This window comes from Actinoplanes sp. NPDC026619 (assembly GCF_040638295.1).
Taxonomy (GTDB): domain Bacteria; phylum Actinomycetota; class Actinomycetes; order Mycobacteriales; family Micromonosporaceae; genus Actinoplanes.
Genome location: NZ_JBEZYA010000001.1, coordinates 877495 through 901968, shown reverse-complemented (window position 1 = coordinate 901968; position 24474 = coordinate 877495). Strand labels below are relative to the sequence as shown.

At 67.8% G+C, this 24474-nt stretch carries 18 protein-coding genes; 10 read left to right on the top strand and 8 right to left on the bottom strand.

Annotated features, from left to right (window positions below; translation table 11 throughout):
• Nucleotides 1-54 precede the first annotated feature (54 nt).
• Nucleotides 55-2748, top strand: coding sequence for a DNA polymerase I (gene polA, locus AB0E90_RS04270; protein WP_360398874.1), 2694 nt, complete (start codon nt 55-57; stop codon nt 2746-2748).
• Nucleotides 2749-2968: 220 nt separating this feature from the next.
• Nucleotides 2969-3331, top strand: coding sequence for a metalloregulator ArsR/SmtB family transcription factor (locus AB0E90_RS04265; RefSeq protein WP_360398871.1), 363 nt, complete (start codon nt 2969-2971; stop codon nt 3329-3331).
• A 106-nt stretch (nt 3332-3437) separates the two neighbouring features.
• Here the strand turns inward: AB0E90_RS04265 and AB0E90_RS04260 are convergent, their stop codons facing one another.
• Complete coding sequence (locus AB0E90_RS04260) at nt 3438-4268, bottom strand: class I SAM-dependent methyltransferase (RefSeq protein WP_360398868.1); 831 nt, start codon at nt 4266-4268, stop codon at nt 3438-3440.
• A gap of 352 nt (nt 4269-4620) precedes the next feature.
• Here AB0E90_RS04260 and rpsA point away from each other — a divergent pair, with 352 nt between their 5' ends.
• The 4 genes from rpsA to AB0E90_RS04240 all read left to right on the top strand — a co-directional run bounded on the left by rpsA (nt 4621) and on the right by AB0E90_RS04240 (nt 11421).
• Nucleotides 4621-6129 carry a 30S ribosomal protein S1 gene (gene rpsA, locus AB0E90_RS04255; RefSeq protein ID WP_360398865.1) on the top strand — a complete coding sequence of 503 codons (1509 nt, stop codon included), beginning with the start codon at nt 4621-4623 and terminating at the stop codon, nt 6127-6129.
• A 101-nt stretch (nt 6130-6230) separates the two neighbouring features.
• A complete protein-coding gene (coaE, locus tag AB0E90_RS04250) occupies nt 6231-7418 on the top strand; it encodes a dephospho-CoA kinase (protein WP_360398862.1) in 1188 nt (395 codons plus the stop codon).
• Nucleotides 7419-7713: 295 nt separating this feature from the next.
• Entirely contained in the window at nt 7714-9828 is a 2115-nt protein-coding gene (uvrB, locus tag AB0E90_RS04245; RefSeq protein WP_360398859.1) for an excinuclease ABC subunit UvrB, read from the top strand.
• 585 nt (nt 9829-10413) lie between these two features.
• The gene (locus AB0E90_RS04240) at nt 10414-11421 is read left to right on the top strand and encodes a TerC family protein (protein WP_360399468.1); all 1008 of its coding nucleotides are present in this window, start codon (nt 10414-10416) and stop codon (nt 11419-11421) included.
• 119 nt (nt 11422-11540) lie between these two features.
• Here AB0E90_RS04240 and typA read toward each other — a convergent pair whose 3' ends face one another.
• The gene (gene typA, locus AB0E90_RS04235) at nt 11541-13403 is read right to left on the bottom strand and encodes a translational GTPase TypA (protein ID WP_360398856.1); all 1863 of its coding nucleotides are present in this window, start codon (nt 13401-13403) and stop codon (nt 11541-11543) included.
• A 149-nt stretch (nt 13404-13552) separates the two neighbouring features.
• Here typA and AB0E90_RS04230 point away from each other — a divergent pair, with 149 nt between their 5' ends.
• Together AB0E90_RS04230 and AB0E90_RS04225 are read left to right on the top strand one after the other, a co-directional pair.
• Entirely contained in the window at nt 13553-14335 is a 783-nt protein-coding gene (locus AB0E90_RS04230; protein WP_360398853.1) for a transglycosylase SLT domain-containing protein, read from the top strand.
• A 126-nt stretch (nt 14336-14461) separates the two neighbouring features.
• Nucleotides 14462-14887, top strand: a complete 426-nt coding sequence (locus AB0E90_RS04225) for a 50S ribosomal protein L11 (protein ID WP_360398850.1) — start codon at nt 14462-14464, stop codon at nt 14885-14887.
• Nucleotides 14888-14929: 42 nt separating this feature from the next.
• Here the strand turns inward: AB0E90_RS04225 and AB0E90_RS04220 are convergent, their stop codons facing one another.
• Complete coding sequence (locus AB0E90_RS04220) at nt 14930-15556, bottom strand: ATP-dependent Clp protease proteolytic subunit (RefSeq protein ID WP_360398847.1); 627 nt, start codon at nt 15554-15556, stop codon at nt 14930-14932.
• A 108-nt stretch (nt 15557-15664) separates the two neighbouring features.
• On the opposite strand from AB0E90_RS04220, the gene AB0E90_RS04215 reads away from it, so the two are divergent.
• Nucleotides 15665-16390: a GntR family transcriptional regulator gene (locus AB0E90_RS04215; protein ID WP_360398844.1), complete on the top strand. Its 726-nt coding sequence runs from the start codon at nt 15665-15667 to the stop codon at nt 16388-16390.
• Here the strand turns inward: AB0E90_RS04215 and AB0E90_RS04210 are convergent.
• From AB0E90_RS04210 to AB0E90_RS04195, 4 genes are all read right to left on the bottom strand, one after another.
• Nucleotides 16387-16551: a hypothetical protein gene (locus tag AB0E90_RS04210; RefSeq protein WP_360398841.1), complete on the bottom strand. Its 165-nt coding sequence runs from the start codon at nt 16549-16551 to the stop codon at nt 16387-16389. The two genes, AB0E90_RS04215 and AB0E90_RS04210, sit on opposite strands and share 4 nt — an antisense overlap.
• Nucleotides 16552-16643: 92 nt before the next feature.
• A complete protein-coding gene (locus AB0E90_RS04205; RefSeq protein WP_360398838.1) occupies nt 16644-16868 on the bottom strand; it encodes a DUF397 domain-containing protein in 225 nt (74 codons plus the stop codon).
• 35 nt (nt 16869-16903) lie between these two features.
• Entirely contained in the window at nt 16904-17635 is a 732-nt protein-coding gene (locus AB0E90_RS04200) for an aspartate/glutamate racemase family protein (protein WP_360398835.1), read from the bottom strand.
• Complete coding sequence (locus AB0E90_RS04195) at nt 17635-19152, bottom strand: NCS1 family nucleobase:cation symporter-1 (protein ID WP_360398832.1); 1518 nt, start codon at nt 19150-19152, stop codon at nt 17635-17637. Before AB0E90_RS04195 ends, AB0E90_RS04200 begins: the two co-directional genes overlap by 1 nt.
• Nucleotides 19153-19609: 457 nt before the next feature.
• Between AB0E90_RS04195 and AB0E90_RS04190 the strand changes: the two genes are divergently transcribed.
• Complete coding sequence (locus AB0E90_RS04190) at nt 19610-19786, top strand: hypothetical protein (protein ID WP_360398829.1); 177 nt, start codon at nt 19610-19612, stop codon at nt 19784-19786.
• Nucleotides 19787-20013: 227 nt separating this feature from the next.
• On the opposite strand, the gene fxsT is transcribed toward AB0E90_RS04190, so the two are convergent.
• Nucleotides 20014-24345: an FxSxx-COOH system tetratricopeptide repeat protein gene (gene fxsT, locus AB0E90_RS04185; protein WP_360398826.1), complete on the bottom strand. Its 4332-nt coding sequence runs from the start codon at nt 24343-24345 to the stop codon at nt 20014-20016.
• Nucleotides 24346-24474 lie beyond the last annotated feature (129 nt).

The window sequence follows — 24474 nt, the reverse complement described above, 5'->3', positions numbered from 1 at the left end:
CGCGACCGGGGCGGTCAGCGTTTGTGTCGTACCTCAGGTCTAAAGTTCCCTGACGTGAGCGACGACGCCCTGACCCCCCGTTTGCTGCTGCTCGACGGCCACTCGCTGGCCTACCGCGCCTTCCACGCGCTGCCGGTGGACAACTTCAGCACCGCGACCGGCCAGCACACGAATGCGGTGTTCGGCTTCACGTCGATGCTGATCAACATGCTGCGCGACGAGAAGCCGACGCACATCGTGGTCGCGTTCGACCTCTCCCGGAAGACCTTCCGCAGCGCGATCTATCCGGAGTACAAGGCCGGCCGCTCCGAGACCCCCAAGCCGTTCCTGGGTCAGGTCAGCCTGATCAAGGAGGTCCTCGAGGCGCTGCGCATCCCGGTGCTGGAGAAGGACAACTTCGAGGCCGACGACGTGATCGCGACGCTGGCCACCCAGGGCCGTGCGGCCGGCATGGAGGTCATCATCTCCTCCGGCGACCGCGACGTGCTCCAGTTCGCCGACGAGCACACCACGATCCTCTACCCGGTGCGCGGCGTCTCCGAGGTGTGGCGGATGACCCCCGAGGCGGTCGAGGCGAAATACTTCGTGCCCCCGTCTCGCTACCGCGACAAGGCCGCTCTGGTCGGCGAGGCCAGCGACAACCTGACCGGGGTGCCCGGCGTCGGCGACAAGACCGCCGCCAAGTGGATCAAGGAGTTCGGTTCGCTCGACAGCATCGTCGCCAACGTCGACAAGCTCAAGGGCAAGGCCGGCGACAACGTCCGCGCCCACCTCGCCGACGTGCTGCGCAACTACGAGCTGAACAGACTGATCACCGATCTCGAGCTGCCGCTCGGCCCGGCCGACGTGCAGTGGCACGGGTGGGACCGCGAGGCCGTCCATCAGGTGTTCGACGCCCTCGAGTTCCGGGTGCTGCGCGAGCGGCTCTATTCGTACCTCGACGCCGTCGAGCCCGAGGCCGAGGCCGGCTTCGACATCGAGGGCGTGGTGCTCACCTCCGGCCAGGTCGCGGAGTGGCTGGCCGCGCACGCTCTCGAGGCGCCCGTGGGCGTCGCGGTGACCGGCACGTTCGGGCGCGGCACGGGCAGCCTCACCGGCATCGCGGTCGCGACCGGCGACGGTCCGGCCGCCTGGTTCGACCCCGCCGCTCTCGACGAATCGGACGAGAAGGCCGTTGCCGCGTGGCTCGCGTCCGCCGAGCGGCCGAAGGTCCTGCACGACGCCAAGCCGGCCGCGCTGGCCATGCGGGCGCACGGGTGGTCGCTGTCCGGCGTGCGGGTCGACACCGCCCTCGCGGCGTACCTGGCGAAGCCCGACCAGCGGGCCTACGACCTGACCGACCTGGCCCTGCGCTATCTCAAGCGCGAGCTGCGGGTCGAGGAGCCGGAAAGCGGTCAGCTCACCTTCGAAGGGCTGGGCGAGGACCGGGGCGCCGCCGAGGAGAACGTGATGCTGCGCGCCCGGGCCACCCTCGACCTGGCCGACGTGCTGACCGAGGAGCTGTCCCGCGACGGCGGCGAGTCGCAGGTCCTGCTCACCGAGGTGGAGCAGCCGCTGTCGGCGGTGCTCGGCGAGATGGAGCACCTCGGCATCGCGGCCGACACCGATTATCTTTCCGAGCTCGAGTCAAACTTCGCGGCCGAGGTGAAATCCGCTCAGCAGGCCGCGCACGAGGTGGTCGGCCGCGAGTTCAACCTCGGCTCGCCCAAGCAGCTGCAGGAGATCCTGTTCAACGAGCGGGGCCTGCCCAAGACCAAGAAGATCAAGAGCGGCTGGACCACCGACGCCGACGCGCTGCAGAGCCTGTTCGCCCAGACCGGTGACCCGCTGCTGGCTCACCTGCTACGCCACCGTGACGTCGCCAAGCTCAAGTCCACGGTCGACGGCCTGCTCAAGTCCGTCTCCGACGACGGCCGCATCCACACCACGTTCAACCAGACGGTGGCCGCCACCGGCCGGCTGTCGTCGACCGACCCCAACCTGCAAAACATCCCGATCCGCACCGAGGAGGGCCGGCGCATCCGCCGCGCCTTCGTCGTCGGCGAGGGGTTCGAGCAGCTGATGACCGCCGACTACAGCCAGATCGAGATGCGCATCATGGCGCACCTGTCCGGCGACGAGGCGCTGATCGCCGCGTTCAACTCGGCTTTCGACTTCCACGCGGCCACCGCGTCCTCGGTCTTCCACGTGCCGGTGGAGGAGGTCGTCCCCGACCAGCGCCGCAAGATCAAGGCAATGAACTACGGCCTCGCGTACGGGTTGAGCGCGTTCGGCCTCTCCAACCAGCTGAGCGTCGCCGTCGACGAGGCGAAAGCGCTGATGGACGAATACTTCGAGCGGTTCGGCGGCGTGCGCGACTATCTCGACGGGGTGAAGAAGCGCGCGGCCAAGGACGGCTACACCGCGACCATTCTCGGCCGTCGCCGCTACCTGCCCGACCTGAACAGCGACAACCGGCAGCGGCGCGAGATGGCCGAGCGGATGGCCCTCAACGCCCCCATCCAGGGCTCGGCCGCCGACATCATCAAGGTCGCCATGCTGCACGTCGACACGGCGCTGAAGGAGTCGGGCCTGCGCTCGCGCATGCTGCTGCAGGTGCACGACGAGCTCGTGTTCGACGTGGCCCCCGGCGAGCGCGCCGCCCTCGAGGAGCTGGTCCGTCGCGAGATGGGCGGCGCCCACCCGCTGTCGGTCCCGCTCGAGGTCTCGGTCGGCTCGGGCCGCGACTGGAACGGGGCCGATCACTGACACCTGGGTGTGTGCTGAGTGCCAGCACAGAAAGTGCTGGGTGTTGTGGCTCCGGCATTGCTTAAAGGCTCCGACAAGCCGTAGGACAGGCGGTGACGATCGATGCCGCAGAGCGGTAATGTTCCGCGCGGCGGCTGCTTGAGATCGGAGGGGTCGTGGACGGGGACAGAGGGCGGTGCTTGAGATGTCGCTGGTTGGGTCTTGGGGTAAGGCTGGTCGGATGCTGAGCAAAACGACCGAGGAGGCGAGCGTCGAGTCGGCGGCCGACGGTGCGCCGCTGGCGCACGCTCCGCTGGACGCCGCGCAGGCGAGCCGGTTCGCGCCGATGTTCAAGGCGCTGGGCGACCCGGTGCGCCTGCGGTTGTTGTCGATGATCGCCTCGGCCGGTGGCGGGGAGGTCTGCGTCTGCGACCTGACCGGCGCGTTCCACCTCACCGGCCCGACGATCTCGCATCACCTGCGCGTGCTGCGCGAGGCCGGCCTGGTCGACAGCGACCGCCGCGGCACGTGGGTCTATTACCGCCTGATCCCGGCCGGCCTGACCGTGCTGGCCGCGCTCCTCGACGCCGGCACGTTCCTCTGACCCGCGGCCCTCTGACCCGCGGCCCTCTGACCCGCGGCCCTCTGACCCGCGGCCCTCTGACCCGCGGCCCTCTGACCCGCGGCCCTCTGACCCGCGGCCCGGCTCGTCAGTGCCGCGGGGCGTTGACGAGCTGCGGGGCGGGCAGGTCGGCCACGAAGATCGCGGTGCCGGGGAAGAGGCGGCCGCGCAGCGGGCTCCACTGACCCCACACCTGCTCGTGGCCCGCCGGCCACTCGGGCTCGACCAGGTCGCGGAGCACGAAACCGGCGGCCACCAGCTCGCGGATGCGGTCGCCGAGGGTCCGGTGCTGCTCGATGTACGAGGGCTTGCCGTCGTCGTCCCGCTCCACGTAGGGGGTCCGGTCGAAGTACGAGTTCCGGGCGATCAGGCCGCTCTCATCCGGTTCGTCCCAGAAGATCCAGCGCATCGGATGGGTGATCGAGAAGACCCAGGTGCCGCCGGGGCGCAGGACCCGGGCGACCTCGCGCATCGCGGCGCCGGAGTCCGCCACGAACGGGATCGCCCCGAAGGCGGTGCAGACGATGTCGAATACGCTGTCCGCGAACGGCAGGGCCAGCGCGTCGGCTTGCAGCAGCGGCACCCGCACGCCCGAGCGCTCGGCCCCCGCCTGCGCATGCCGCAGCATGCCCGCCGACAGGTCCATCGCGACGACGTCCGCGCCCTGGGCGTCGAGCCACCGCGCGCCGGCGGCCGCGCCCGCGCCCAGCTCCAGCACCCGCCTGCCCTTGATCTCCCCCAAAAGGTGCGCCTCGGACTCCCGTAGCCCTTCCGGGCACCATACGAAGTCCAGATCGCCAAGGAATGTCCCGTGTTCGGACTGGTACTCGTCGGCGTCCAGGTCCCACCAGGAGCGGCTGGCGACCCGGCTCTCGTCGTCGGTGATCTGGCGGCGGAGCGGGGGTGGGGTGTCGATCACGGGCTGAACGGTACGGCAGGGCACGCTCCCTCCCGGCTTGCCCTCACCCGGGCGGATCGAGTCCGGATTCGGCACATTACGGGCATGGTCCGGGGTTTTGCCCGAACATTGTGCCGCCGTCGTCAGGAGGGCTTGCAACCTGTGGTAATGCGCACGGTAAGCTAGTCGATGCGCTCGCGGATCGTGTGCCTCGGCAGGGAGCAGGCTCCGTGGTCGCCGGTCTCGACATGATCGACTGCAAGGATCTGATCTTCCCGGTCCGGTCTTTAACTATCGATCGTGCCGTGCCCGGCGACGGTTCCGCGGCGCGCGAGAGACACCACGAATCCATCCGTTCGGAGCAACTGTCCACATGACGAGCAGCATCGAGGCCACCTCGAGCGCCAACCGGGTCACCGTCGACGATCTCGGGTCCGAGGAAGCATTCCTCGCCGCCATCGACGAGACCATCAAGTACTTCAACGACGGCGACATTGTCGAAGGCACCGTCGTCAAGGTCGATCGGGACGAGGTCCTGCTCGACATCGGCTACAAGACCGAGGGTGTCATCCCCTCGCGCGAGTTGTCGATCAAGCATGACGTGGACCCCGCGGAAGTGGTGTCGGTCGGCGACCACATCGAGGCTCTTGTTCTCACCAAGGAGGACAAAGAAGGCCGCCTGATCCTCTCGAAGAAGCGGGCGCAGTACGAGCGCGCCTGGGGCACCATCGAGAAGATCAAGGAAGATGACGGCGTCGTCCGTGGCTCGGTTATCGAGGTTGTCAAGGGTGGCCTCATCCTCGACATCGGCCTGCGCGGCTTCCTGCCCGCGTCCCTGGTCGAGATGCGTCGCGTGCGCGACCTCCAGCCCTACGTGGGCCGGGAGCTCGAAGCCAAGATCATCGAGCTGGACAAGAACCGCAACAACGTGGTCCTGTCCCGCCGTGCCTGGCTGGAGCAGACGCAGTCCGAGGTTCGCACCGAGTTCCTCAACAAGCTGCAGAAGGGCCAGGTCCGCAAGGGCGTCGTGTCCTCGATCGTCAACTTCGGCGCGTTCGTCGACCTCGGCGGCGTCGACGGTCTGGTGCACGTCTCCGAGCTCTCCTGGAAGCACATCGACCACCCCTCCGAGGTTGTCGAGGTCGGCCAGGAGGTCGAGGTCGAGGTGCTCGACGTCGACCTGGACCGCGAGCGCGTCTCGCTGTCGCTGAAGGCGACCCAGGAAGACCCGTGGCGCCAGTTCGCCCGCACCCACGCGATCAACCAGATCGTGCCGGGCAAGGTCACCAAGCTGGTTCCGTTCGGTGCGTTCGTCCGCGTCGACGACGGCATCGAGGGCCTGGTGCACATCTCCGAGCTGGCCGAGCGCCACGTCGAGCTGCCCGAGCAGGTCGTCCAGGTGGGCTCCGACGTCCTCGTCAAGGTCATTGACATCGACCTCGAGCGCCGCCGGATCTCGCTGTCGCTCAAGCAGGCCAACGAGGGCTTCGTCGAGGGCGAGGAGCACTTCGACCCGACCCTCTACGGCATGGCTGCGACGTACGACGCCGAGGGCAACTACATCTACCCGGAGGGCTTCGACCCCGAGACGGGCGAGTGGCTCGAGGGCTTCGACAAGCAGCGCGAGACCTGGGAGAAGCAGTACGCCGACGCCCGCGAGCGCTGGGAGGCCCACACCAAGCAGGTGCAGGCATCCCGCGACGCCGACGCCGAGGCTGCGCTCAACCCGACTCCGGTCACGGCCGGCGTTGCCACCGCGACGTCGTCCTCCACCTCGTCGAGCTCGCCGGCCCCGGCGCGCGCGTCCGAGGAGCCGTCCGGCACCCTGGCCACCGACGAGGCTCTCGCTGCTCTGCGCGAGAAGCTTGCCGGCGGCAAGTAAGGGTTTGATCCAGTAGTTAAGCGCGAAAGGCCGTCCCGACTCCGGTCGGGGCGGCCTTTCGCCTTTCCACCCCGCGATGCCGGCCTGCGATACTTGGCCCCGTGCTGAAGGTGGGGCTTACCGGCGGGATCGGTGCGGGCAAGAGCGCGGTCGCGAAACGGCTGGTCGCCGCGGGCGCGGTGCTCATCGACTCCGACGTGCTGGCCCGGGAGGTCGTGGCGCCGGGCACGCCGGGCCTCGCCGAGATCGTCGAGACGTTCGGCCCGGAGGTGCTCACTCCGGCGGGCGAGCTGGATCGGCCGGCGTTGGGCGCCCGGGTCTTCGGCGACGACGAGGCGCGCGGCAAGCTGGAGAAGATCACCCATCCGCGGGTACGCTCCCGGGCCGCCGAACTGGCACATGCTGCCCCGCCCGACGCGATCGTGGTCAATGACGTGCCGCTTCTCGTGGAGACCGGGCAGGCCCCGTCGTACCACCTCGTCGTTGTCGTGGAAACCAGCCGTGACCTGCGCCTGCGCCGTCTCGAAGAGACGCGCGGGATGACCGCCGACCAGGCGGCCGCGCGGATCGCCGCGCAGGCCGACGACGAGAGCCGCCGGGCCGCCGCCGACGTCCTGCTGGCCAACAACGGCACCCTCGAGAACCTGCATGCTCAGGTCGACTTGCTGGTGCGGGACCGCCTGCGGCCGTTCGAGGAGAATCTGCGGCGCGGCACCGCCGCCCGCAGCGGTCCTGAGCTGTGCATCGTCGACCCCGACCCGGCCTGGCCGGAGCAGGCCGCCCGGCTGATCGCCCGGATCCGGCACGCGGCCGGCGCCGGGGCCGATGTGACGCACATCGGCTCGACCGCGGTGCCCGGGCTGCCGGCCAAGGACATCATCGACTTGATGCTGGCCGTGCGGACCCTCGACGAGGCGGACGCGCTCGCCGAACGGCTCGCCCGGGCCGGGTTCCCCCGCCGGCCGGGGGAGTGGGTGGACAACGCGCGTGGCCTGCCCGGGCAGACCTGGCCGAAACGGCTGCACGGCACCGCCGACCCGGGCCGTCCGGTCCATCTCCATGTGCGGGTGACCGGGTCGCCGGGGTGGCGGTTCGCGCTGCTCATGCGGGATCACCTGCGGGCGGTGCCGGCGGCGCGGGAGGAGTACGCGGCCGCGAAGGGGCGGTGGGCCGCGGAGCATGCCGACCGCGACACCTACAGCGAGGCCAAGGAGCCGTGGTTCGACGCGGAGGCGCGGGCCGCGGACGACTGGGCCGAGGCGACCGGCTGGCGGCCGGGAGCGGCATAAGGCGTTCGCCTTTCCCGGGGCAGGAACGAAGAAGGGCGCTCGCGGCGGCCGGTCAGCGCTCAGCGCGACCACCGCGGGTGCGCGCGCCGGGTGTGCCGGGGCGCATCGACCGCGGGCCGGTCGGACAGACCGTGTGGTGGCCTGTCAGCGAACCGGTCGGCCGCCACGAGCGGCCTACCCGAACAGGCTAGGCGCTGCGCGCAACCGCGAACAATGGCGTACGCCGGAGCGGAATGTGCACCCTCCGCACGCCGTCGGCGGAAACTTGTCATACCCCCGACGTACCGTGGTCGTCATGGCGTTCGACATCCCATTGCTCGACGGCCGCTTCGAGGTCATCAGTGAGTTTCAGCCTGCCGGTGACCAGCCGGCGGCCATCGACGAGCTGGAGCGCCGGGTGCGCCAGGGCGACCGCCACACGGTGCTGCTCGGCGCGACCGGCACCGGCAAGAGTGCCACCACCGCGTGGCTCATCGAGCGGCTGCAGCGCCCCGCGCTCGTGCTCGCGCCCAACAAGACCCTGTGCGCGCAGCTCGCCAAGGAGTTCCGCGAGCTGCTGCCCAACAACGCGGTCGAATACTTCGTCAGTTACTACGACTATTACCAGCCCGAGGCCTACATCGCTCAGACCGACACCTACATCGAGAAGGACTCGTCGGTCAACGAGGAGGTCGAGCGGCTGCGGCACTCGACCACCATGTCGCTCCTGACCCGCCGCGACGTGATCGTGGTGGCCACGGTGAGCGCGATCTACGGCCTCGGCACCCCGCAGGAATACGTGGAGACGGCGGTCAAGCTCAAGGTCGGTGAGGAGACCGACCGCGACAAGCTGCTGCGCCGCCTGGTCGACATCCAATACTCCCGCAACGACATGGCCTTCCAGCGCGGCACGTTCCGGGTCCGGGGCGACACGCTGGAGATCATCCCGGCGTACGAGGAGCTGGCCATCCGCGTCGAGCTGTTCGGCGACGAGGTGGAGAAGCTGTATTACCTGCACCCGCTCACCGGTGACGTGGTCCGCGAGGTCGACGAGCTGATCATCTTCCCGGCCACGCACTACGTGGCCGGCGCCGAGCGGATGGAGCGGGCGATCCGCGGCATCGAGGCCGAGCTGGAGGAGCGGCTGGCCGAGCTCGACCGGCAGGGCAAGCTGCTCGAGGCCCAGCGGCTGCGGATGCGCACCGCCTACGACCTCGAAATGATGCGGCAGGTCGGCTTCTGCAACGGCATCGAAAACTATTCGATGCACATGGACGGCCGCAGCCCCGGCGAGCCGGCCTACACCCTGCTGGATTACTTCCCCGACGACTTCGTCACGGTCATCGACGAGTCGCACCAGACGATCCCGCAGATCGGCGGGATGTATGAGGGAGACGCCTCCCGCAAGCGCATCCTCATCGAGCACGGCTTCCGGCTGCCCAGCGCGGCCGACAACCGGCCGCTGCGGTTCGACGAGTTCCTCGAGCGGGTCGGCCAGATGGTCTTCCTGTCGGCCACCCCCGGCCCGTGGGAGATGCAGCAGGCCCAGGGCGAGTTCGTCGAGCAGGTCATCCGGCCGACCGGCCTGGTCGACCCGCAGGTGGTGGTCAAGCCGACCAAGGGTCAGATCGACGACCTGATGCACGAGATCCGGCTGCGCACCGAGCGCAACGAGCGGGTCCTGGTCACCACGCTGACCAAGAAGATGTCCGAGGACCTCACCGACTACCTGCTGGAAAACGGCATCCGGGTGCGTTACCTGCACTCCGAGGTGGACACCCTGCGCCGGGTCGAGCTGCTGAAAGAGCTGCGCAAGGGCGACTACGACGTGCTGGTCGGCATCAACCTGCTGCGCGAGGGCCTCGACCTGCCCGAGGTGTCGCTGGTCGCGATCCTCGACGCCGACAAGGAAGGGTTCCTGCGCAGCGGCCGGTCGCTGATCCAGACCATCGGCCGGGCGGCGCGAAACGTCTCCGGCGAGGTCCACATGTATGCGGACAAGATCACCCCGTCGATGCGCAACGCCATCGACGAGACCGACCGGCGGCGCGACAAGCAGATCGCGCACAACGAGGCCAACGGCATCACCCCGACGGCCCTGCGCAAGAAGATCCACGACATCCTCGACGACATCTACCGCGAGGCCGAGGACACCGACGCGGCCGTCGGGTCGATGGTCGGCGGCGGCGGCCGGCAGATGTCCCGCGGCAAGGCGCCGGTCCCCGAGACCAGGTCGAAGGCGCGCGCCTCGAACGGCACCGCCCGCGAGGGCATGGCCCGCGCCGAGCTGGCCCAGCTCATCCAGGACCTCAACGACCAGATGCTGGCGGCGGCCCGCGAGCTGCAGTTCGAGCTGGCGGCCCGCATCCGCGACGAGATGTCCGAGCTGAAGAAGGAACTGCGCGGCATGGACATGGCAGGCGTGAAATAGGGCGTGACGTTCGCGCTGCGCCTGCGAGAGAGACGTGATGTGCGTCAGGCTCGGTGGCTCGCAGTCGGGCGCTCAGTGGCCGGACGGCGTCATCCTGGCCGGCGCCTGGTCGAGGGGTGTGGGGTGCGGTCGCCGGGGGTGGGGCGTGAATGAAAGCCGGCGCGGAGCGCTGGAATGAACGCGAAGGAACTGAGCTAGCCTCCTAGGATGCGGGCGGCTACTGTGCGCGATCACACGCGTGATCAGGAGTAACGGACTTGGCGGTATAGCTGTGCATCGCCGAGGAGGCGTTACTGTTGGGTCAGGTACATGTCCGGTGGGCAGGTCCTGGCGTGAGAGCCGGGGCACGCTTTTCCGGGGTGCCCTGCCGTTCCGTCTCAGCATGAGACAGAATGGCTGCCGTAGGAGGGGAGTATTCCCTCGCACCGGTCTCGTCAGCACGGAAGGCCTGTTCGCTGAGGCCGTCCCGGGGCCGGTGGTCGCCTGCAGGCGGCGGAAGAGACCTCCGACAGAGCACGCCGCTGTGCCCGCCCGCTCTCGGGCGGTCACGGTGCCGAACCGTGTCTGCCGGAGGTCTCGTTGAGCTTGCCCACCTGGGTGTGGATCGTCACACTGGTCGCCCTCGTCGCCGTTCTCGCCGTTGATCTATTGATCATCGGCAGGCGGCCGCACGAGCCTTCCGTGAAGGAATCCGGCGGCTGGGTTGCTCTCTACGTCGGGCTGGCCGTCGTTTTCGGCATCGGCGTCTGGGTCACCGCCGGCGGGCAATATGCCGGCGAGTTCTATACCGGCTGGCTCACCGAGTACTCGCTGAGCGTCGACAACCTTTTCGTCTTCGTCATCATCATGGGCCGGTTCGCCGTGCCCCGGCACCTTCAGCAGAAGGTGCTGCTGATCGGCATCGTGCTGGCGCTGTTGATGCGCGGCCTGTTCATCGCGGCCGGCGCCGCTCTCATCTCGCAGTTCTCCTGGGTGTTCTACATTTTCGGCGCGTTCCTCGTCTACACGGCGATCAACCTGCTGAAAGAGGGCGAGAACGACGAGGAGGACTTCAAGGAGAACCTCCTCATCCGGTGGTCCAAGAAGGTCCTGCCGGTGTCGTCCTCGTTCGGCAGCGGACGCATGATGGTCGTGACCAACGCCGGCCGGCGCGTTTTCACGCCGCTGCTGATCGTCACGATCGCGATCGGCACCACCGACCTGCTGTTCGCGCTGGACTCCATTCCCGCCATCTTCGGCATCACCAAGGAGCCCTACCTGGTCTTCACGGCGAACATTTTCGCCCTGATGGGCCTGCGCCAGCTCTATTTCCTACTCGGTGGCCTGCTGGAACGCCTGGTGTTCCTGAATTACGGCCTGGCCGCCGTGCTCGCTTTCATCGGCGTGAAGCTTTTCCTCGAGGCGCTGCACACCAACAGCCTGCCGTTCATCAACGGCGGTGAGGGCGTGCACTGGGCGCCGGAGATCCCGATCTGGCTGTCTCTGCTGGTCATCATCGGCACGCTCGGCGTCGCCACGGTTGCCAGCCTCGCCAAATCCGCCCGGGACAAGAAGCGCGAGTTACCCAAGGCGGAAAGCGCGCGCCACGCCTGAGAATGCACACAGCCCGATGGTCGCGGCAGAATGCCGGACCACCGGGCTGATTGCGTTTGCGGCAGCCGCCGGAGGCGGGGTTCGCGGTCGTGCGGTTGGGGGCCGGTGAGGCGTACCCCTTATTGGTGCTTGCGCCGTGCCGCCTGCCGGCCCCGGGTCTGCTGGTCGAGGATGACCTTGCGGATCCGGACCGCCGCGGGGGTGACCTCGACGCATTCGTCCTCGCGGCAGAACTCGAGGGCCTGCTCCAGCGACAGCTTGCGCGGCGGGATCACCTTTTCGGTGTTGTCGGCGCTCGCCGCGCGCATGTTGGTGAGCTTCTTCTCCTTGGTGATGTTGACGTCCATGTCGTCCTCGCGAGAGTTCTCGCCGACGATCATGCCCTCGTACACCTCGGTGGTCGGCTCGACGAACAGCGAACCGCGTTCCTGGATGTTGATCATCGCGAACGGGGTGACCGCGCCGGCCCGGTCGGCGACGAGTGAACCGTTGCTGCGGGTGCGCAGCTCGCCGAACCAGGGCTCGTAGTCCTCGAACAGGTGGTGCAGGATGCCGGTGCCGCGGGTCTCGGTGAGGAACTCGGTGCGGAAGCCGATCAGGCCGCGCGCCGGGACCAGCCATTCCATCCGCAGCCATCCGGTGCCGTGGTTGATCAGCTCTTCCATCCGGCCCTTGCGGGTGGACAGCAGCGTGGTGATGGCGCCCATGTACTCGTCGGGGGCGTCGATGGTCAGCCGTTCTACCGGCTCGTGCAGCTTGCCGTCGATGGTCCTGGTGACCACCTGCGGCTTGCCGACCGTCAGCTCGTAGGACTCGCGGCGCATCTGCTCGACCAGGATGGCCAGGGCGAGCTCGCCGCGGCCTTGGACCTCCCAGGCGTCGGGGCGCTCGGTCGGCAGCACGCGCAGCGACACGTTGCCGATCAGCTCGCGATCGAGGCGGTCCTTGACCATCCGGGCGGTCACCTTGGCCCCCTTGACCTTGCCGACCAGCGGCGAGGTGTTGGTGCCCAGGGTCATCGAGATGGCCGGCTCGTCGACCGTGATCAGCGGCAGCGGGATCGGGTTCTCCGCGTCCGCCAGGGTCTCACCGATCATGATCTCGGCGATGCCGGCGACGGCCATGATGTCGCCGGGGCCGGCGCTCTCGGCGGGCTTGCGCTCGAGGCCCTCGGTGATCAGCAGCTCGGAGATGCGGACGTTGCTGATCGTGCCGTCGGTCTTGCACCAGGCGACGGTCTGACCCTTGCGGATCGTGCCCTCGTGCACCCGGCAGAGCGCGAGCCGGCCGAGGAAGTTGGACGCGTCGAGGTTGACCACGTGGGCCTGGAGCGGGGCGCCCTCGGTGTAGGTCGGGGCCGGGATCGTCTCGAGGATCGTCTTGAACAGGACCGACAGGTCGGTCGCGTCCTCCGGGACGGTGCCGTCCTTGGGCTGGGTCAGCGAGGCGATGCCGTCGCGGGCGCACGCGTAGACGATCGGGAACTCGATCTGGTGCTCGTCGGCGTCGAGGTCGAGGAAGAGCTCGTACGTCTCGTCGACGACCTCCTTGATCCGCGCGTCGGGGCGGTCGACCTTGTTGATGATCAGGATGATCGGCAGCCTCGCGTGCAGCGCCTTGCGCAGCACGAAACGGGTCTGCGGGAGCGGGCCCTCGGACGCGTCGACCAGCAGCGCGACGCCGTCGACCATGGTGAGGCCGCGCTCGACCTCACCGCCGAAGTCGGCGTGGCCGGGGGTGTCGATGATGTTGATGGTGACGGCATCACCCTCGGCGGGCTGGTAGCTGATCGCGGTGTTCTTGGCGAGAATGGTGATGCCCTTTTCCCGCTCCAGGTCCATGGAGTCCATGGCGCGGTCGGCCATCTCGCCACGCGCGTGGGACTGGCTCCCCTGGCGCAGCATGGCGTCGACCAGGGTGGTTTTGCCATGGTCGACGTGAGCGATGATGGCGACGTTGCGTAGGTCGGTGCGGGTCTGCATAGACCTATTGTCCCCGGTCTTGGTTGCCGGGGCGGGTCCGGGGTGTAGCCGGGAAACCTCGTGTGTTTTGTCCGGATCCGCGGGCAGCGGATCTTCGGTGGTGACTGTTACCGTTCGCTTCCGACGGCTCACGGGGAGGTTGTTCGTCGATGGCTAACCGCATGAAAGTGCTGGTGGCGTTGATCGCTTTGGTGGTTGCGGCCGGCTGCGGGCTGACCGGCAAGGACGACACGCCGGCGGCCGCGCCGCTCGCGCCGTCCACCGAGCCGACTTTCGATCTGGCCACCGAGTCGCCCTCGCCGGAGCCGACGACCGAGTCACCGTCGCCGAAACCGTCGAGGACAACGCCCAAGACCGCTGAGGCCACCCTGCCGGCGTTCTGGAGCCAGCTGCCGGCCTGCGCGCACTACGACAAGACCAAAGCGGTGTCCAAGAGCAAGGTGAAGGCGGCGCTGAAGTCGGCGGCCGCGCGCACCTACTGGAACTCCGAGGCGCCCCAGCTGAAGCTCAACTATCCGCTGGTCAAGGCGGTGGCCTGGCAGGAGAGCGGCTGGCAGAGCAACATCCACAACTGTGACGGTGGCGCCGGGGTGATGCAGGTCATGCCGGCCACGACCGACTTCATCAACCAGCGGTTCGGCCTGACCTACGACGCGTCGAAGTTCGCCGACAACACCTACCTGGGGGCGAACTATCTCGCCTGGATGACCAAGTGGGTGGGCGACAAATACTTCAAGAGCGCCAACTACAGCCTGAGCGCGAGCAAGTGCAAGACGCACACCTCGTGGTGCCTGCTCAACGTGGTGATCTCCGGCTACAACGCCGGTCAGGGCGGCATCGAGGCGGCGGCGACGAGCAAGACCCTGCCCAACCCGGAGTACGTTGCCGCGGTGCGCTCGCTGATGACCCGGTGCCAGTGCGATAGCTTCTGAGGTCGCGAGTTACACTTTTGGTGTGCTCCCGGGGTCTGTATTAGGATCCTCGGGTTAGTCGTGTGTTGATGATGCTGGCGAGCTGCGTTCTCATAGCTTGCAGCTCACCCTAAGGAGCCTTACGCAATGCCGCCCAAGAAAAAGACCCATGAGGTAACCCTCGCGCTTGAGGCGGGTAACGCCGCGATGGTCGACCTCGGCAAGATGCTTGGTCCGACCGGGGCCAACATGCGTGCCGTGAAGGTGGAGTACGACGAGGCCACCTCGAAGAACCGGGGCGAGATCATCCCGGTCGTCGTCTCCGTCTACGAGGACCGCAGTCACACGCTGGTCTACAAGACGCCGCCGACCAGCTTCCTGATCCGCAAGGCTCTGGGGATCCAGTCCGGTGCGTCGAACCCGCTGACCCAGACGGTCGGCACGCTGAGTGCCACCCAGGTCAAGGAGATCGCCGAGCGCAAGCTCCCCGACCTCAACGCGAACGACGTGGCCGCCGCGGTCCAGATCGTCGCCGGCACCGCCCGCTCGATGGGTGTGAAGGTCGCGCAGTAGCTTTGGTGAAAGCCCCCGGGGAGACATCCCCGGGGGCTTTTTTTATGCCTTGCCGACTATGTCGTCGATCAAGCCGTATTCGACTGCCTCCTGGACGCTGAGGGTGCGGCCCGCGGCCAGGTCGTCCTCGACCCGGCTGCGCGACTGGCCGGTCACCTCGACCAGGCGCAGCACGATCTCCTCGAGCTCGCGCAGGTGCTGGCCGGCGGCCCGGGTCACCTCGTCGGCGGTGCCGGTCACCCCGGCGGCGCGCGGCTCGGTCAGCCGGAACCGGGCGTGCCGGTAGGCCGAGCGCTTGTCGGCGGCGGCGAGCACCGCCACGACGGCGCCGCCGGCCTGGGACGTGACCAGGGCGTGCACCGGGGCGGTCATCGTGTCGATCACGTCGATGACGGTCAGCGCGGCGCCCAGCTCGCCGCCGTCGCTGGCCACGTGCAGCTGGACCGGGGCCGGGCCGGCCGCGTCCAGGGTGAGCAGGGCGGCCGAGATGCCGGTGGCGGCCTCGTGGGTGAGCTGACCGCGGATCATGACGATCCGCTGGTCGAAGAGGCGCTCCTCGAGCCAGCCGGGGACGCCGGCGCCGGGGGCGGGGTTCGGCGGCGGCCAGGCGTCGGGGTTGTGGTGCGGGGGCTGGCCCCAGCGCATCATCGGATCGTGTCGCAGGTTCACCGGGGCCTCCTGGCTTCCGCTTTCGACCAGCGTATCCAGGGCAGACCCGGCCGGGCCGAAAAGGCAGCCGTAGCGGCGCTGTAACCGAAACGGTTTAGGGTCCGGGGCATGTCAGGTCCACGCCGCCGGTCGATCCTGATCTCGCGGCTGGCCGGGCGCCCCCTGGGCAGCCCGCATGCCGCCATCCTCGACGAGCTGCGCGGCATCATCCTCGACGGGGAGGTGCCGCCCGGCTCGGCGATCCCGGTCGACGCGGTGGCGGCCGCGTTCGGGGTGAGCCGCATCCCGGTGCGCGAGGCGCTGATGACGCTGATCGGGGAGGGGCTCGTCGACCACCGGCCGAACGGCGGCTACCGGGTGGCGACCATGACGGCGGCCGAGTTCACCGAGATCTACCTGGTGCGGGAGGCGCTCGAGACGGCCGCGCTGCGGTCCGCCGTCGAGCTGGCCACCGAGGACGACGACCGGCTGGCGCGCGCCGTGCACGGTGCGCTCGACGCGGCCGTCGTCGCGTACGACGGGCGGCTCTACCACCGGGAGAGCCGCCGCTTCCATCTGGCGCTGCTGCGGCCGTGCCGGATGCGGCGGCTGCTGCACATGCTCGACGCCGCCTGGAACATGACCGAGCCGCTGCAGCCGATGACCCACCTGGACAGCGCGGATCGGGTGCTGCTGCACGCCGATCACGCCGGCATGCTGGCGGCGTTCTGCGCCCGCGACGCCGAGGCGCTCACCGGCGTGTTCGCCGAGCACCACCATCGGTTGCAGGCCGCGATCGGCGCGCTCCCGCACGACACCGGGCTGTTCTCGCCCGGCGACGGCGGTGAAGGCTAGGCCGGTTCCGGCACGGTGTCGGGGTCGGGTCCGTCCGGCGCACGGTCGGGGGCGGGCTCGATCGGCGCCGGGGGCAGCGTGTCCGGAGTGTCCGGGGAGAGTTCGCCCGGGTCGTCGGGGATCGGCGCTCCGGGGTCGAGCGGCGGGTAGCGGTCCGGCATCTCTCGTCCTTCCCGTGACGGTTGGGGTCGGACGTGGGATACCCCGCTGCGCGAATCATGAACCCGGACTCGTCACAAAAAGGGCAGAAGGGTCATGTGTCGAACTCGCCGTCCTTCACTCCCGCGACGAACGCCTGCACCTCGGACGGCGTGAAGAACAGGATCGGGCCCTCCGGCTCGCGGGAGTCGCGCACCGCCCAGCCGCCGTCGGGCAGCAGGGCGACCTCGACGCGGCTCCCGTCACCGCCGTTGCCGTCGGCCGTCCGCCACTTCGCCGATCCCCGGTCGAACTGTTCCTGGTATCCCTTGGTGGTCACCGCCCCATTGTCGCCCACATCGTCCGATGCGGACCTCAGGGTCGCCGGAACGAGGCCAGCAACCCGGTGTACGCCTTGGCCGGCGGTGGGGCGTACTCGCCGCGCTTGGACGTGCCCACCCCCAGTGTGACCAGGGATTGGACCAGCAACGTCGCGGCCGCCACCCCGTCGATGACCGGGACACCGAGCTCGGCCGTGGCGGCCGCGCACAGATCGGCCATGCCGGCGCAGCCCAGCACGATCACGTCCGAGCCGTCCCGGTCGAGGGCGAGGCGGGCCAGCGCCACCACCCGCTTGAGCACGGTGGGATCGCTTTCCAGGGCGAGCACCGGGATGTCGCAGGCGTGGACGCCGCGGCAGGCGCCGGGCGGCGCGTACCGGGCGGCCAGGTCCCACGCCCGGCCGCGGGTGCGGTCCAGTGTGGTCACCACGCTGAAACCGCGCCCGACCAGCATCGCCGCGTGCATGGCGGCCTCCGCGATGCCGACCACCGGCCCGCTCGCCAGCTCCCGGGCCGCGTCCAGGCCGGGATCGCCGAAACAGGCCAGCACGTAGCCGTCGACGCCGTCCCGCTCGCCCTCGGCGATCGCCGCGAGCAGCCCGGGCACGGACAGCGCCTCGTCGTAGTGGCTTTCGATCGATGCCGGACCCATCGCCGGCGTGACCGCGTCCAGGGTCACGCCCGGGCCGATCACGGCCCGGGCGCTCGCCTCGATCAGTGCGGTCATCGACTCCGTGGTGTTGGGGTTGATGACCCGGATGCGCATCAGACGACCCGGCTCAGTTCCTTGACCTTCATGGCCGGCACCAGGGCGAGGTAGACGATCAGGCCGAGGCCCATGCCGATGAACCAGCTGTACTGGGCCAGGGTGTGCATGTGCGGGCCACCGGTCCAGAGCACCGGGATCATCGCGACGACCGCGCCGACCGCGGTGGCGATGACGGCCGCCGGGTTGACGCCCTTGGTGTACCAGTAGCGGCCCTCCGGGGCCATCGTGAACATCTCGTCGACCACGACCTTCTGCTTGCGCACGATGTAGTAGTCGGCGATCAGCACCCCGAACAGCGGGCCGATGAAGGCGCCCAGCGTCTCGAGCGTGTAGTGGATGACGTCCGGGTTGTTGTAGAGGTTCCACGGGGTGATCAGCACCGAGCCGACCGCGGCGATCATGCCGCCGGCCCGCCAGCTGATCCGCTGCGGCGACACGTTCGAGAAGTCGAACGCCGGCGAGATGAAATTCGCCACGATGTTGATGCCGATGGTGGCGATCGTGAAGGTCAGCGCGCCGAGGACGATCGCGAAGGTGCTGTCGATCCGCGCCACCGTGGAGACCGGGTCGGTGATCAGCTCGCCGAAGACCGGGACGGTCAGCGAGGCGGTCACCACGACCAGGATCGAGAACATCAGGAAGTTCAGCGGCAGCCCGAGCAGGTTGCCGGTCTTGACCGCCTTGAACGACTTGCCGTAACGGGAGAAGTCGCCGAAATTCAGCATCGGCCCGGAGAAGTACGACACCACCAGCGCGATCGCCCCGAGCATGATCGGGAACGCGTCCCACCCGTGGTACTTCACGTCGCCCAGGTTCAGGTTGATCGCGCCCCAGCCGGCCTTGTAGATCAGGTAACCGGCGAGCACGAACATCACGACGTAGACGGCCGGCCCGCAGAAGTCGATGAACTTGCGGATCGTCTCCATGCCGGTCCAGAACACCGCCGCCTGCAGGACCCAGAGCAGCGCGTACGTGCACCAGCCGAGCGTCGGCAACCCGAGGAACCCGTGCTGGTTCACATCCGCGTAAGGCATCAGTGAGGGCCACAACTTCAACACCACGACATCAAGAGCAGCCGAGGCCAGGTACGTCTGGATGCCGTACCAGGCCACCGCGATCGCACCCCGGATGATCGCCGGCACGTTCGCCCCGAGCACCCCGAACGCCGACCGGTTGATCACCGGGTAGGGCACCCCGGTCTGCTGCGACGGCTTGGCGACCAGATTGCAGAAGAAGTAGACGATCGTGATGCCCACGACCAGCGAGACGAGCACCTGCCAGCTGGACAGGCCCAGAGCGAACAGGCTGCCCGCCGTGACGTAACCGCCGACGCTGTGCACATCGGACATCCAGAACGCGAAGATGTTGTAGGAACCCCAGTGCTGATCCCGCAGGGGGGCCAGGTCCTCGTTGGTGAGCCGGGGGTCATATTCCGGCTTGATGACGCCGCTACCGACCGGCATGCCGGCGGCTTCGACCAGGTCACGTGGCGTGCTCGAGGTGATGTCGGCCATGCAGCACACGCTAGGAATTCATCGTTTCGCAACGATGTGCGGAACTGTATATCTTTCAGCTCTGCCTCACCTGCTGTCGCGTCGTAGTCCTGCGCGCCATGCTTCGCGTATGCGACGGCGCCACGCTCCGGGCGCTCCTGATGGCGCCGGTGGTGATGTCTGCATCCGGACCCCGCCGCAGGCACGGACGGTGAGCCCGACACCGTCGGCTCCGGGCCGTAGATCTTTCCTGGCACATTCGGAGGACGACACCAATCCTACCGAAAATCTACCGGCCCGCTCGAAAGAGTTCGGGGAGGCGGGAAAGTTGCGTGAATAGAATTCACGCATTTTTGATCTTCAATTCGCGAGGTCGAGACGATTACGTCAGCCGAGGTGGTGGGGAAGTAGGTTTTGATAGAGCATGATGTCAGATGGAGACGGATGATATGACGTCACGGAGAAAGGTGGCGCCACCGTGGATCAGTCCCATGCCGACATCGAGACCCAACTAGTCGACATTCAGGACATGCCACTCGGGAAGCTGCGTGAGACTGACCGGGCGCAGCTCGCACCCTATCTGGAGGCGCTCCTGCAGCAGGTGATGCGTCCGCGCTACAACCTGGGCTCAGGCCCGCCCGGCCGGGTCGACTAGCAAGGCCCACCGTTTGCGGCCTGCTCCGTCACCGGCAGCGTGACGGCACCCGGGCGAAGATCCTCGCCCGGCAAACCGGCGCCGCCGCGGCAACCATCCGCAGAAAGAATCCCCGAGGATCGGTCACGTCGGGCCCGCCGTCCACGCCCCTGAGCCCGGGCAGACCGACTCCGGCCCGCCCCGTCGCGTGAGGCGGGCCCGAGTGCTGTCCGGTGCGACAGCGTGAGTCAGATCGGCATCGGGTCGATGTCGCAGTCGGCCCGGATATGCCGGCTCGCATTCACGGTGGCCGGGTGACCGGGCCCCAACTTGCCGCGGTACTTCGCGACGACATCCTGGTGCTGCGCGTCAGCCTCACCGACTCGGCCCAGCGCCCGCAGGTCGAGCGTGAGATTGGCCCGCACTGCCAGGGTCGACGGGTGGTTGTCTCCGAAGACCCGCTGGGCGCGGTCCAGGGTGTCGGAGTCGAGTTCGAACGCGATCTGATATTCACCCATCGCGTAATGGTCGCTGGCCAGATTGGTGGCAGCGGTGATCGACAGCGGGTGATCCGGCCCGACCGCCTCGCGGAGGCCGTCGACCGCCTCGTGGTCGTAGTTCTTGGCCTCGACCGGGTTGCCGAACAGGCGCAGGGTGATGGCTTGGTTGGTGCGCGCGGACAGGGCGAACGGGTGCTTGCGACTGAAGAGGGTCTCGTAGATCTTCAGGGTGCGGTCGCCGAGCTCCTTGGCGCTGGTGAGGTTGCCGTTCTGTCGCAGGTCGACCGCAAGGTTCATCGCGGAGGCGACAGTGTCGGGGTAACGCTCCCCGTAGCGCTCACGGAATCGACTCTCGATCTCTCGGCTCAGGTCGAGCGCGCCGGCGTGGTCACCCGCCTTACGACGGGCCACCGCCAGATTGCGCCCGGCGCGGGTGGTGGCGGGGTTGTAGTCGCCGAACCGGAGCCGGTGGCGTGCGAATACGTTCTCCTGAACGCGGCACGCCTCGGTGTACTCGCCGCACTCGCGCTGATCGATGGTGAGGTCGTTGTGCGTGTGCAGCGTCTCGAAGTCGTCGGCACCGAGGATCTCGGTGCGGAGCTGCAACGTCTCCTTGTCGTTCTCCCAAGCCTCGCGAAATTCTCCCGCGAGGCGCAGGCTCACACCCAATTGGTGGGCCGCGTACAGTGTTTTCGGGTCTTCGGGATTGAGTGAACGCCGAGCCTCGGCCAGCGCCTTGCGAACCATCTGCGTCGCCTCGGCGAACCGGCCCGCCGTGTGCAGGTCGCGTGCCACCTGCAGTTGCGCGTCGATCAGGTCTTCGTCGCCGGACTCAAAATTCTCCTCGTAGACCCGGAGCGTCGTCTCGCCGATCGCCCGAGCCTCTTCGAATTTGCCATTCACCCAGAGGATGTATCCGTAGTACTTCGCAACCTTGAGAGTCTCCGGCGATGTGGGCCCGAGGTTGTTCTGCCAGGCGTGGTAAACCTGATCGGCCAGACGCTCGCAGCCCTCGTGATCGCCCCATCGGTAGAGGTATTTGACGATGTCGAAAACCAGGCCCCGCACCCACGGGTTCCCGCAGGTCACGGCACCTGATGCCAGCACATGGGAGATCAGGTCCCGGTAACGGTCCCAGTGAGCCACGTTGTCCGGCTCACGCGGGTCCGCAGCGGCGAGCAACTGGTGCCCACGGTGGCGTACGTCCCTCTGCCGTTCCGGTTCGACGCCGTCGCGGACGACGGCCTGTACCAGGCGATGCAGTTCGAGGGTGCCACCGGTGCGGTAGTTGATGCGGGCCAGCGAGTACCTCTGGATGTCGCGGAAAGCCTTGTTCAACTTGATCGGGTCACGCAGGGCCTTTTCGAACTCGTCGTCTTCCTCCTCCGGACGGGCGCCGGTCGCTCCGGGGTTCGAGAACAGCGTGCGGATGATCGGTTCCGGCGCGAAGAAGGAGCAGATCTCCAGTAGCCGCATCGCGGCCGGACTGGTCGTCCTCAGCCGCTCCAGCGACATCGTCCAGGCGGCCGCCACCGACGAGTCGTAACCCGGCGAGGCGGTAGCGCCGAGCAACTCGACGCGGCTCTTCAGGATCTGCAGGTATTCGGTGGCGCTCATGCCCGTGGCGATCAGCCAGGCCGAAGCCTGCTCGATCGCGAGCGGAAGATCACCGAGCGCTTCGGCCAGGTGCTCCGCGTCCTCATCGGTGATGGCCGGGTCGCGGCGGCGCAGCAAATGCACGCTCTCGGCGCGGTCGAAGACGTGAACCTCGAGCGTATTGGCGTGATAGGACCAATCTTTGTTCCGGGAGGTGACGAGGACTTTTCCGCGGCCGCCGGTCGGCACGACGCTCTGGACGGCCTCCAGATCTTCGGCATTGTCGAAAATCAGGAGCCAATTGCCGTACGGGCGCCCGACTCGAAGCGCTTCCCGCACGGCCGGAACCGCCGCATTGGCCTCCGGTCCGACGGGAAGATCGAGATGGCGCGCCAAGTCTGTCAGCGAGGCAAGGATCTGCTGTTGCTGCTCTGCTCCGATCCACCAGACCACGTCGTATTCATGCTGATATCGATAGACATATTCGATGGCCAGCTGCGATTTGCCGACGCCGCCCATTCCATATATCGCCTCCGGCAGCACCGCAGTGAAATAGTCCGGTGTGCGCAAACGCGCAGCCAGATCATTGAGCAGCGCTTCGCGGCCGGTGAAGTGGGTGTTCCGGGGAGGCACATTTCCCCACACCGACGGTATGCCGGGTGGCGAGTGGGGGCCGCCCGGGCTCGATGCCTCATCCGCGCGGAGGTCGCGGGGGAGGTCGGCCGTCATTGGGGATGAGGCTTGTGTTTCGCGCACAGTGCCCGAGTTTGCCATATTATCAGCCACCTCTACGCCAGCTCCCGGAGCGTTCGTGTGTACGTCGGTGCTGCCCGCACGGTTGAACGCGGCAGCTTGGCGCCCGCTATATATCGGATTCCAGGAAACGTCTGACTCTTCGACCCCCAGGTGGGTCGCCACCTGATCCCGCCAACGGGTGAGGCCCGCGCGCCACTTGCTGTTACCCACGGACTCGGTCAGCCGGTCGGCCATCGCCAGCAGGGTCCAGAAATTCCGAGGATGCGCGAAAGAAGCCAGGACGTCGTCAAACGCCGCTTGTGGCGACGCCGGCACCGCGCCGGCATACGCTTGGACGTCGGGGTGGGACGCCGCGATCTCGGTCATGCTCACGGGCGGAGCCTCGGTCAGGATACTCACGAGGGCGGACTCGGATTTCGCGGGTAGAAGATCGCGAACTGTCAGTTGTTCCAGTATGCGTACGGCCGGCTCGACGTGTGCCGTTTCGGCCGGCATAGCCTCCAGCGACTCAAGAACGGCCCCGAGGCCTTCCGGCCGGTTGAGCGCCCGTGTGAACGCCGCCTGGAGATGCGCGGCCGGGTCGCTGCTGTCAACGCCGACGAGGTCGACCGCAACCTTGGTGCGCAACACGCTGAGGAAGCTGCGCCGGTTGGACAGGCTGTCCCAGAACGGGCTCCTGATGAGGTTTTGCGCGGCGTCCTGACAGCGGAGGTCGGTGTGTGCGGCCCTCTCGTCCCCGAGCTGCTCCGGGATCGCGGGCCTGTTGCCGTTCCCGCTCGATCCGGCGGACGGGAACGGGTGACAAGCGGCCAGCATCGATCGCGCATAAGCTGCGGCGGCGAGAGATGAATAGGCATGCCAGACGTCATTTTTCCCGGCGTCGTCACAATAGTCGGAAACACCGCGAACCATGAACCAGTGTTTGCCGAAAGTGGCGGCGCTGGCGGCTATTCCGGATGCCTCCATCTCGACCGCAAGAATGCCGTACTGCTCAGCAATCTCGTCGCGCCGGATCTCGTCACGAAGCAGTATGTCACCGCTCCCGATAGATCCATAATGAACCTTCGGAAAATGTGCGTCGTGGCCGCTCAGATTTCGGGCCGGATGGCGCACTCGCTCGCCGTTCCGATGTAGCACATCGTTCTTGGGGCGCGCGAAGTTCGCCATTTCGGGACGTGATTCCACATCGAGCCACCGGCGCCATCGCGGGCGGCCGCGGAACTCGTCGGCGCGGAGTTCCATGACCGCCCGCGTCATTACCTCCGACATGCCCTCGACGTGGCGGCGCAGGCTGATATTTCCGTTGACCTGCCGCACGTGCGTGAGATCGACTACGCCGGCCGTAGCGACGACGATGTCACCGAGACGGACATGCCGGGATGGATCATTCACCGTCGGCACGCCGCCGGCGATCCCGACCAGGACGACACATTGGACGTGCGGGAAGCTGCGCATCAGGTTGGTGCAGATGGCGGCCGCGTTGCGGGTGCTGTCTTTGGGCATGGTCGTCAGCACGACGGTGTGTGCCAGAGCGGGCTCACTGCTGGGCAGCTCGCCGATGTGATAATGGTTCGGGTCGTCTGGAATCGGAGGTAGCGGTTTGACGTGGTCGATCAGCTCCTGCATCGCGAGACCTTCGATCCACAGCGCAGCGACGATGCCGATCGTGACCGCGGAAAATGGCGGCTCCTCGGTGCCGCCGTCGGTCGATCTCGTCCCCTGCGCCATCAATTCTCCATTGACCAAGATCGCTGCATGAGCGGTCCTACTAGCTAGGCCCACAGTAGCGAAGCATTCCGCCGGCGCGCCTCTTGCGGGCACGGCAAATTGGTCGACAATTGAGATCCGCTCGGACGA